The organism is Roseimarinus sediminis (assembly GCF_050433125.1).
Taxonomy (GTDB): domain Bacteria; phylum Bacteroidota; class Bacteroidia; order Bacteroidales; family Prolixibacteraceae; genus Roseimarinus; species Roseimarinus sediminis.
In genome coordinates, this window is the sequence record NZ_JBNPXV010000011.1 from 107,392 (window position 1) to 118,876 (window position 11,485).

The 11,485-nt window shown below is 47.6% G+C and carries 7 protein-coding genes; all 7 read right to left on the minus strand.

Features of this window, described 5'->3' with window-relative positions; genetic code table 11:
• Positions 1 to 29: 29 nt before the first annotated feature.
• The 7 genes from FHS86_RS14375 to FHS86_RS14405 all read right to left on the minus strand — a co-directional run bounded on the left by FHS86_RS14375 (position 30) and on the right by FHS86_RS14405 (position 11,482).
• Positions 30 to 956, minus strand: a complete 927-nt coding sequence (locus FHS86_RS14375; protein ID WP_429415062.1) for a glycoside hydrolase family 43 protein — start codon at positions 954 to 956, stop codon at positions 30 to 32.
• Positions 957 to 1,187: 231 nt separating this feature from the next.
• Positions 1,188 to 2,567 carry a glycoside hydrolase family 140 protein gene (locus FHS86_RS14380; RefSeq protein ID WP_429415065.1) on the minus strand — a complete coding sequence of 460 codons (1,380 nt, stop codon included), beginning with the start codon at positions 2,565 to 2,567 and terminating at the stop codon, positions 1,188 to 1,190.
• Between the two features lie 15 nt (positions 2,568 to 2,582).
• Complete coding sequence (locus tag FHS86_RS14385) at positions 2,583 to 4,283, minus strand: pectate lyase family protein (RefSeq protein ID WP_429415068.1); 1,701 nt, start codon at positions 4,281 to 4,283, stop codon at positions 2,583 to 2,585.
• A gap of 28 nt (positions 4,284 to 4,311) precedes the next feature.
• Complete coding sequence (locus FHS86_RS14390; protein WP_429415071.1) at positions 4,312 to 7,482, minus strand: DUF6298 domain-containing protein; 3,171 nt, start codon at positions 7,480 to 7,482, stop codon at positions 4,312 to 4,314.
• A gap of 39 nt (positions 7,483 to 7,521) precedes the next feature.
• Positions 7,522 to 8,193, minus strand: coding sequence for a DUF3826 domain-containing protein (locus tag FHS86_RS14395; protein ID WP_429415074.1), 672 nt, complete (start codon positions 8,191 to 8,193; stop codon positions 7,522 to 7,524).
• 72 nt (positions 8,194 to 8,265) lie between these two features.
• Positions 8,266 to 10,008, minus strand: a complete 1,743-nt coding sequence (locus FHS86_RS14400; RefSeq protein WP_429415077.1) for a pectate lyase family protein — start codon at positions 10,006 to 10,008, stop codon at positions 8,266 to 8,268.
• 34 nt (positions 10,009 to 10,042) lie between these two features.
• Complete coding sequence (locus tag FHS86_RS14405; RefSeq protein WP_429415079.1) at positions 10,043 to 11,482, minus strand: pectinesterase family protein; 1,440 nt, start codon at positions 11,480 to 11,482, stop codon at positions 10,043 to 10,045.
• Positions 11,483 to 11,485 lie beyond the last annotated feature (3 nt).

The window sequence follows — 11,485 nt, forward strand, 5'->3', positions numbered from 1 at the left end:
TGAAAGATTCTGATTCACGGGGATACATGCTATTTCTTGTTTTCGAGCAACTGATCGATGAGCGCTTGTTTCACCTTAACAATGGTTCCGTGCTTGTGTCCTTCGGGCAGGCTGATCTGATCCGTGATATCGGTAAACTCAACAAAATCGGTTGTTTTAACTGCTTTATACGACTTATCGCCATACGAGTCGTAATAAATCAGGTAGTCGTTGTCGACTTTTACAACAGTTGGTCCTTCGGTAAGAAAACCTGTAAAAGGTTCTGAATAAGAACTGAAGGGTCCCAGTGGAGTTTCACCAAAAGCAACACTGATGTTCCTGTTCGGTCGGGTGTTGTCTTTCACTACCAATACGTAATCGTTCTTTTTACGTTTCACAATCACGCAGTCGATGACGCTGAAACCGGGATCGAGAAAAAGCTTTGTTTCGGTAAATGTTTTAAAATCTTTGGTCGTAGTGTAGTACATCCGGTGATTGTTGCGCTCTTCCTCAATTCCCCTTTCAAATTTAAACGGAATGGTTGAAGCCCAGATAATGATGAAACGGTCATCCACATCGTCGTAGAATATTTCGGGTGCCCATACATTTACGGTCGAAGTATCGAAGGCCATGGCATTAATCATGTGCTGTTCCGACCAGTTGATAAAGTCTTTGCTTGAAGCATAGCCAAAACCCAGGTCGCCTTTCCACGACGAAGTCCACACCATGTGAAAAGTTCCGTCGGGGCCCTGCACCACCGATGGGTCGCGCATTACTTTTTGCTTGCCAACCCCGGGTTCAAGGTAAGCCCCGCCAAGGTCTTCCCAGTTGTATCCGTCGTTACTGTAAGCCAGATACAAGCCTTCGGTAGCGGGTTCGCGAAAGGTGGTAAAAAGATAGGCTTCTTCTTCGCTTGCTTGTTGGCAGGAAAGCAATCCTGTCAACAGTAACAATAATATCCAATTAGCTGTTTTCATCTTTTTTTGTAGTTATACTAAAACCGGAATGTATTTTTATCCCACAAAGACACCAAGGTCCACAAAGTTTTGAAATATTTATCCAATGGATAAATATTTCAAAACAAATAGTTGTAATTATTCTCTTTATTTCATCACGTCAATATCTTATCCCTTTGCTAATTCTTTGTGGTCTTTGTGTCTTTGTGGGAGATTGATTTAGCATCATAATGAAATTTATCCCGTAACCTGTTAATTTACTGAATCCAGAATCAGCACCCAATCATTACCATCAACATGAACATTTACGGGTGTCTGAAATTCTTTTACACCGGCAGCATTTATTTCTCCGGTTTTCTGAACAGCACCGGTACGCGGGTTGTACCACGACACGGCCACTTTTTCGGCTTTCATTTTATCAAGATCGACCTTGATTGTTCCACCCCGATAGGTGTAAACCATGGCATAGTTGCTGCCCTTGGTTGCCACTTGATAGTCGTACTTCTCTCCATTTTCGGCCAGCAATTCCTGCGCCGGCACCCGATCGAAAAACGAACGTGACAACATCAAATCCTTTAGATATTGCATTTGGTACGAACCGGTTGAATTGAGGGCAATGTCCCAGTAATCTTTGGCAGCAAAAGCCGGTGTTCCGTCGGTACGCTTATGAAACTGCATGATGGCGTTGTGACCATAGGTAAAACCAAAAGCCCCTGCAAACACCGACCAGTATGCATAGCGACGAATGTCGTTGTGGTCCCAGTAACCAAAGGCCGGATCGTGCAGTCCAACCGGAATACCTTCGTACGAAGGTTCGCCATCGATGGTTGGTTTCACCGGCGACATGGCAAAGTCGTCGTTGATGAAACGCCAGTTATCCTGACCATATCCACGCTCGGTATCGTCCTGGTCGTAAGCCCGGTGCCCCGATTGTATCATGTTGAAATCGAGCCAGTCTTCGTCATGAAACCAATCGGCCGAGGTACAACGACCACGTGGGTGAAAAGTGACCAGTTGCTGCGGGGCTTTTTCTTTCAGTGTGCGGCCAATCACCTTCCAGGTAGCAGTTGAATCGCTTCCAAAAGTATCGCCACCGTTCATCCAGATCACATTGGGTTGATCGCCATAGCGCTCGGCTAAAAACGTAGCATACGCTTCTGCTTCGTCATACGAAACGCCGCCGTTTTTCACATTGTTTCCCCAAACAGCAACCAAAGCCATGTACAGTCCTTTTTGGGCTGCCAAATCGACCAGGTAATCCACATGATCCCAATAATCGTAATGATCGTCGATCAGCAATGGTTGAGACAAATTCCTATTAATTAAGGCTGAATCGCCATACACATTTTTTGCATTCAGCATATGAATTGCACTCACCTGCAATACATTAAAACCCTTTGCTTTTCGGTTGTCGAAGTAGGCTTCGGCATCTTCTTTATTCAACTTAGTAAACAAAAGCCAGCCTGTATCGCCCAGCCAGAAAAAGGGATCGCCGTTTTCCTGCTGAATGAAACGACCGTTTTCTGAAACTTTCAGGTGTTGAAGTTTTTGATGATCATCTTCGGTTTTTGAAATTGTGCAGGCCGAAAACGAAAGGATGAGCGCTATAATTAATCCAATATTTTTAGTCATTTTCAGTAGCTTGATTTATTGATGAAGTACCCCTTTTTCGCGTAAGGTATCGTAATTATTCTGAAGATTCCTCCAGTCGATTTTCGTTTCAGGATCGATGCCGTTGATGAACATTTCGATGTTGGTATAACCATCGCCATTGATGTCTCCACTGGCATCGGAAGCGTCGTTCGGGTTCAGATCGTATTTTTTCTCCCACCAGTCGGGCATGCCATCGTTATCGGAATCCTTGTATGATTTGCCCTTGTATTCGGGATATCCACCCACCTGATCAACACTGGTGATAATTCCCTTTTTGTATGAATCGGCCGGAAGGCGGCGGCGTGAAAGGTATTCACTCAACTCATCCTCCAATCCGTCCTCATATTCAATGACACCGGTACGCACCTGTTTTACAATGCGCGCATCCACCGGGTCGCGGCGCGGAATGGTCGCACCAACATTGTTAAGCACAAATTCGTACGCCTCCTGTGCAGGCATAATTTTCAGGGGAGCCATCGGAAATGGCTTGTAGGAGCGGATCTGCTGCAATTCCTTTGCATCTTCGTTAATGCCTTTGCCGCGTGGCTGAATTCCACCGTTCCAGTTATCGCTGCTAACCGCCTCGTTGCCTTCAACAATATTTCCATGGGCGTAAATACGGCCAAACAAGGTTGAATCGATGCTTCCCTTCTCGGGTTTGGCAATGCGGTAGGCAATGGGTTTATCTTTTGGGGTAATCGGACCCGGCTTGTAGTAATTGTTGATCACGTTCCACATCGAACGGTAGTCGCCTCCATCCATGGTGCGGTTCCACCAGTTGAAGACAACGTTGTTGGCAAAACCCACATCGCCCCACATGCCAATTGAGGGGTTTCGGGCCACATTATTGGCCCAAAGGTTACGCATGAAAGTGCTGTTCAAGCCACCAATGGTGCTTCCAAAAGCATGGTTGTAGGTATCGAGTGTTTCGGCAAAAATGCTGTTCTGTATGGTCACGTTGACGGTTGGCAGCTTTTCTACTTTCGACGGATTTTTGATCGGTTCGGGCTGCCACATGTTGCGGTACATCGAGATGGTTTCGTCGAGTCCCCAGCTGGCCGAAACGTGGTCGATGATGATGTTACCCATTACATCGCCACTGAGTGCGTCGTCGCGGCGCTGTACATCGGTTGCCCCCCTGCGGAAACGCATGTGTCGAATAATTACATCATGGGTATTAAATTTTACCGATTCGCCGGCTACACAAATACCGTCACCGGGAGCTGTTTGTCCGGCAATGGTGATGTATGGAGCCCTGACGATAATCGGATCTTTCAGCCAGATGATACCGGCTACATTGAAAACTACAATGCGTGCACCACCGGCTTCAAGGGCTTCGCGCAATGAACCGGGGCCATTGTCGTTCAGGTTGTTTACCACAAACACTTTTCCTCCGCGACCTCCGGGAGTGAACATGCCTCCTCCTTCAGCACCCGGGAAAGCGGGGATTTCAGCTTTGGTGAGTGCATTGGGAACACCGGCCCAGGGAGTGTAGGGTCGCCCATGCTGCATTTCTTCCTGAATTACCGGCCACGCTTTTTCCCAGGCCACATCCGAACGACGTTCTACTTCATTCATGTATGCTTCTCCCTTTGCTTTCATCTCCTCCGAAAGCGTAGGATATTGAGCCTGAACTGTTGAAATGGCCAGTAAACCTGTAAAGGCCAGAACTGCAGCTTTAATTTTTGTTTTCATTTGTTAAGTTTTTGCTTATGTTACCAGTTTAATTTTTCTCTGTTTTGCTAAGGTGCAACCACAAAACTCCTTGCTGAGTCATCTTCAGTTGAACAGTGGTTCCGGCCTTGATGTTACTTTCAAGCACCTGTGCTTCTCCGCTTTCCGTGTTGATAAGTACCGCGTCGAATCTGCCCTTAAAAGGCGTCATATCAATCGTTATTTCATTGCGTTGAGTAGTGCTGTAATGTATTTGTTCACCTTCCTTATTTTGAAGAATAAAAATCCCCTTCTGTTTGCTTTCAGAAGGTTGCATGCTTGCTGCACTTTCAAGAAAACCATCGGCTTCAATCGGGGGAAGCGGAGCCAGTGAACCACCGGCCATAAAAACACCCCAGGCATACGAAGGCGATTGATTTTCTGAATATATCACCGCTTTATCGGGATACTGTGTTTTGTAACTTAATACATCGTTGTAAACCTGTTCGAAGGAACGCTTGCCCCGGTCCATTTTGCGCATGTGCTGACGGGGTGCCAGATTTTGCCCGCCTTTAGGGGCAAAAACGGTACCATCGGCACGCGTACTCCAGTAACGAATATCGATGATATCGACCACTTTAGAACGCTCCGGGTCGCTTAGAATTGCATCCTGAACATCTTTGGTTGTACTCAGCGCGATGCAGGCATTTTTTCCGGTTTCGGCCTCCCATTCGGCAATGACATCGATCCAGAATTCGACGAAATGCAATGGTCCTGTAAATTCTTCACTGGTCGTTTGTATTACATTGGTGTTTCCTGCGAAATTATCGAGGCACTGGCGAATGTATTTACGATGCAGCTCACGACGCACCGGATGCTCGACATCGTAAAAGCGGTCGGCAATAAAAATCCGTTTATCGCCTGCAAATGGTGGTGGTTCGGGAAAACCGGTATCGTTAATGTTATTGGTGCTTCGCCATGGCGTATCGACCCAGTGCGCACCAGCTTCCAAAATATTGTGCTGGAAATAATTCTGATGAACCAACACTTTTCCTTTTGCTTCGGCCATATTGGCAAAATCGCTCAAGCGGTTCCAATACCAGGGATTGTAGCGGGTCAGATCGTATTGGCTCAATCCGTCCCAGGCCTGTCCCTGACCGCTGCGGGCAAAAGGCTGTTCGTAAAACGGTGCCCACACATTGCCATCCATACGGCGAACACGCACATGGTCGTCGCGCCGACGTTCGTACCACAGGCCATAGTTTTGTTCCACGGCTACCAGGTTCGATGCTTCCATTTCGGCCACTACTTCGGTCAAGCGATCGGTATATCCTTTGCCTACACGCCCCGGCACAAAACGGGTAAGCGCCATTTTGGCCCGGCTTACATCGCGCGGACGCAAACTACCGCTCCACCAGGGTACCTGTGCTCTGGCGCCGGTTAATACCCGGCCATCGGCCAGCAACCAGCCGTTTTTAATTTCAAATTTCTGCTTATCGGATTGAAGTTCAGCTTTCTTTTCTACGTCCAATTTTACACGATCGACAGCTGGAGCTGAATTGCCTTTGGTGGAAATGGGATTTCTCTCCGAGGCTTCGTAAATCCATTCTTTTATAGGTTGAACGGGAGTTTGAAAATAAGCTACAATTTCGGCGGCCTGTTCAACCGTTGGGCTGCTGGTTGCGTTGGTGGTGTACTCGATAACCGGAGCTTCGGGAATGTTATCTTTTCCAATTCGATCGGCCAGCTGAGCAAAAAACAGGCTGCGGGGTTTTACATGGCTATCGGCTTCGTACCAGTAGCCGTTGCCCCAGTAACGTCCCCAGGTTCCAAAGGCCCAGTTTTGCGCTCCCGGAGGTGTAAAACAATAAATATCGGAGGCTGTACATTGCCACAACATCGAGTTGGCCGCAGTCCAGCCTGCGCCACGATCGAGCGGCCCCCGGTTGGAGAAGCCGAGCGAATTGCCATCCACATCCACAATGTCGAACAGCACGCCCGAAGCCCAGCTATCGGCTGTGCCGCTGAAACTGTGTGGCAGGTGCGACAGGCATTGCACAAAGGCATTGGGACCGGCAGCACAGGCTCCGGTGGTAAAATCGCGGTAGCCATTTTCGGCATACAGGCGCAAAAACAGATTTTGCTGACCCGCATTGTAAAAAGTATATCGGCGCATACCACCAATTTCGGAAACCGGCTCAAACGAAAGCGCATCTTCCACCGTAATGCGCGATGTTGTTTCGTAAGCTGCTACGGCCGAACCGGCAAAATGTGTAAAGGTTACCTGCCGAACCCAGCAGTCGCGGGCATTTTCGAACGAAACGGCATTCCAGCAATGATCTTCATCTTTCGGATTTTCAGCATTAAAAACCGATTCAAGCGCCAGGTTTTCGATTCCACAATGGCTAAGCCGTGTATTCCACTGGTACGGGGTAATAAAAGCCCCGCCATATTTTTGATCAAGAGCGGTAGTGATGGGCGCATCGATGCTTACGGTGCTGCCTGACACTGCGGTAATGGTGCGATCCCACACCAGGTCGCGTTCGCCTTCGCGCCAGCCAAGCCAGCCGGTTTGTCCTCCAAACTGGCGCATGTCCAACATATCGATCCATTCCCAGGTAGAAGGACGGGTAATAAAAATCGGATCGCCGGCTTTTAAACCAGCCGCATTATCTAGCTGAAAACTTGTAGCATTTACAGGAACATAACGATCGCTGATGACGATGTTTTGTTTGCCGGTTTGAGCTTGTCCGCCCTGAAAGCGGAAAAGGGTTTCGCGGCTTAAGCCGTCGGCAATAATTTTAGTCTCTCCCGGGCGATACCCTTCACCACGTATAACGATGCCCGAGGTGTTAATCAGAAATCGGCCGGACACCCGGTAGACTCCTTTTTTAAGGAGAATCGCTCCCCTGAATCCGTTTTCATCGAGGCCCAAGGAAGCAACAAAGTCGATGGCTTTTTGAATGGAGGCCGTGGCATCACCAGCCATTGGTTCCACAATAACTTTCACCGGAACCAGGGGGATGGCCGCTTCAGAAGCACGATAGCCGCAAAAAGAAAAATCGGGAATCCGGTTGCCTAAAGAATCAGACAGGTATTCAAGTTTTCCATTTTCACCCCGATGCACAGGAGGCAAATTACTATCGGCAGCCAATACATTTTTTGCATTGATCACAAGGGCCGCTAAAAATAAAAACAGAAGCAATTCGGCTATGTGAAAGCCAAAAACCAATCGTTTCATCCTTTTCTTCCTGTTAATAACCATCACCTCAGCAGTCTTTTATAATTTTACTCCCTGTTCCTTCAACCTTTCCTGCCACTCTTTACTTAGCTTATTCAGGTCGTAACCCCTTCCCGAGAGGTAATTGTTAATTTTTCCCTTGTATTTTCCAAACCAGCCATGTTTTTCGCGCGAAGTACCACCATCGATGGCATGTTCGCGGGCTTCGGTGAGCCAGGTGAGGATTTGCAGTTTTTCTTCGTTGCTCAAGTCAGGGATCATGTCGACAAAACCATTGTAAGTATTGTTGAGTACACCATAAGTTAATCCGTCTTTCACCTGAGCCACCTGTTCGCGTGAAAGCATACTATTTAGTTTTGATGTAAAAGCAAAATGATGATCGCGTATGGCGAGTTCCTGTTCGGCTTTACGCAGGTCGATTTTTGCATTGCGTAATTCCTTGTTCCCGTCATACTCCTCGCGAATTTTAGCCACATCGGCATTCCGTTGTTCTTCGGCGTCGTTCAAAAACCGATAGTGTTCAACAATCAAATCGCGCACCTTCAGCCTGAGCACATCATCGCTGAAAACCATCTCATCCACAATCTTATCGGCCCGGCCGGTAATCACACGGGTATAAGCTTCTTCGGGGCTTTCTCCCTCGGTTTGCGCATTCAAATTCAAGGTTAACACACTCACCATCAACCATAAAACTGGCAATATTTTCTTCATCTTATTTTCATTTTTAACAAAAAAGGATGCAGCATTCCAAACAAGGGAAACTGCATCCTTTTGTTATTGGTTCTATTCAGCCATTACACCACCCTTTTCGGCCAGTGTGTCATAGTTAAAACGCAAATCGGTCCAGTCGATTTTGTTTTCAGGATCAATTCCGTTGATGTATTTCTCGATGTTGGTATAACCGTCGTTATTGCAATCTTCAACAGCATCGGAAGGATCGTTGGGGTCAAGCCCAAGGTGTGCATATTTTTTCTCCCACTTGTCTGGCATGCCGTCTTTATCGCTGTCGACATACGCTTTTCCCTTGTATTCAGGATAACCTCCAACCTGCGAAATATCGGTGATAATTCCGATTTTATAGGAATCTTCGGGCAGACGACGATGTTTGAATTTTGGCACATCTTCAGTACTTACATTTTCGGCATATTCAATTTGTCCGGTCCGAACCACACGTGTAATTCGCTCGTCAACCGGATCACGACGCGGCATGGTTGCCCCTGCATTTTTCAGTACGTATTCGTATGCTTCCTTCGTATTCATGATATTCATATACGGCATGGGTGCAGGTGAATTTAGTTTTACCTCATCCCGGTACTTGCTAATGTCATCTACCAGGGTTACTTCCTGATAGGGATTTTCGGGGTTGGGAACATCTTCAAAATGCACTCCCCCATTCCAGTTGTCGGCTGTTACTTTTTCATTTCCCTCAACAATATTCCCATTCACATAGGCACGTCCAAACACTCTGCGGTCGAGCTTACTACGGCCTGATTCGGGTTTCAGAATGCGGTGACTGATGGCTTCATCGAGCGGAGTAGCCGGCCCAGGTTTGAAATAGTTATTGATTATATTGAACTGGGCAGTATAGTCACCACCATCGATGGACCGATGCACCCAGTTAAACAGTACATTGTTGGTGAAGTTGAAGATACCATTCCAGCCAATCGACGGATTGCGTCCTGCATTGTTTGCCCAGAGATTACGCATGAATGAGCAGTTCTCTCCACCCAGTGTACTTCCGAAAGCGTGGTTCCAGGTATCAAGTGCCTCTGAAAAAATTGAATTTTGTATGGTAATGTTTACCGTGGGATATTTTGATTCCTTTTTTCCCGTGCTGTCGTTGTACATGTGACGGTAGATCGACATGTTCTCGTCGAGTCCCCAGCTGGCAGAAATATGGTCGAGCATGATGTTTCCCACTGCATTTCCACCAATGGCATCGTCGCGGCGGCCTACATTGGTTTCTCCGCGACGGAAACGTACGTGACGAATCACCACGTCGTGGGTATTGATCCAGAAACTCTCACCCGCCACACAAATCCCGTCGCCGGGTGCTGTTTGTCCGGCTATGGTTACATAGGGAGCACGTACAATTAATGGTGATTCGAGTTGAATAATTCCGGCTACATTGAACACGATAATGCGGGCCCCGCCGGTTTCGCAGGCTTCGCGCAGGGTACCCGGGCCACTGTCGGCCAGGCTGGTAACGGTAATAACTTTACCACCGCGTCCGCCAAAGCTGAACATACCACCCCCCTCGGCACCCGGAAACGACGGGATGCTTGCCTGCGGTAAATCGGACGGGCGGTGTGCCCATGGTATGTAAGGTTTTCCATGCTTTGCTTCTTCCTGAATTACTGGCCATGCTTTGTCCCAGGCAGCTTTTGAGCTGGCTTCGGCTTTCTGCATCATTTCTCCTGAGGCCTTCCGAACATCGGCTGGAACATCGGGATATTGTGCCTTCACCGCACTTCCTCCCAACAGAAGTACTGATGACATTAATAATATTTTGAATCTTCTTTTCATCTCAATTTTTTTAAATAGTTAGCAATTGTTGTGCTTAATGCTTGTAAAATTTTCTGATCGTTGTATTTCCATTTTCATCTTCTGCCTTAAGCAGGTAGAATGAAGGGGAGAGCTCCTGCAGCGAATGATGAAGGGCATGCTTAAAATCAGCTACCTTCCTTCCAGCTGCATCGTAAACAATAAGGCTTACAGGTTTAGTAGTGCTGATGTTGTTGTTCCTGATAACCAATTCAGGAACATTTTTCATTGTCACGTTACCGGTAAGCAGGTGTTCATTGGTATCGTTACTTAATCCTCCATGATCGCGTACCGAACGCAGCACCACTTTGTCGGGGTCGATATTTGTTGCCTCAAGCTGGTTTTGTTCACTAATGGAAAAGAAGTTCCCATCGTGAAAAATCACGTAGCCAATGGCAGCTTCTACCGCATCCCAGGTCAGCAATCCGTTGTTGTAACTTATATTTTCAGGGGCAGCCAGGGCACGTGCCAGCGATTCAGGATTCCATTCTTCTCCGTTCTTCTTATAGAAAAAATCGTATTTATAGAAATTCTGTATGCGCGCATCGGTAATTTGCTCACTCCAGCTCGCTCGTTGTGAAATATCGACAGGATTGCCGTCAAAATCGGTATTCTTATACTCACCGTAAAACCCCGACAAGTGGTTGTCGTTGTTCCAGGTTGACCAGCCTTCGTGCCTGATGTGGCTGCCCAGCCGGCAGTAAATGTAAACCGATGAGGCATCGGGTTGCCATGGGCGGCCCAGGTAGTAACTCCGATCGGGAACATCATTACTGGCGGTGATATCGCTGTTGATGATCATCAGCCCGTGATAGAACTTGTTCCCCGACGAAAAAGTAGTTACCAGTTTGGTGTCGCTGGGCGCTGTGATGTACTGCCCGCCTTTCACACAGTTGACGGTACAATGGTCGAACACTGCAGTGGCATCGCCGTAAATAAAGTCGGTAGCCCCTTCGATGGTACAATCGTAATTGTACTGCCGGTTTTTGTGGGCGTAGTAGGTATCCTGAAAACCGGTGAAACGGCAGTTCTTATAAACGCCCTTATCGCCCACCGTGCGGATGGCCAGCGCCTGTCCCACATTGCCAGCCGTATTTTCGACCGTCACATTTTCCATGTAGAATTCGCTGCCTTCGACCATCAGGGTGTAAGTGTCGGCACTCGACATGCCATCCACTCCTGCACGGTCGTTCCAGCTGATGATCACCTTGTCGCGATGTTCGCCAATTACACTCACCCTGTTTTTGGCAGCCGGCACTACAATTTTCTCGGTGTAAATCCCGGCTTTAACAAAAATCAGGGTCCGTTCATTGCTGTTATCGGGTACTGCATTCAATGCTTCCTGCAAAGTGCTAAAGTCTCCGCTGCCGGAGCCATCGACCACCATGTCGAAAACAGTTGCCTGTGCCAGACCTGCAATGATAAGTAGTGAAAGTGTAATTAGAAAACTCCGCATGAA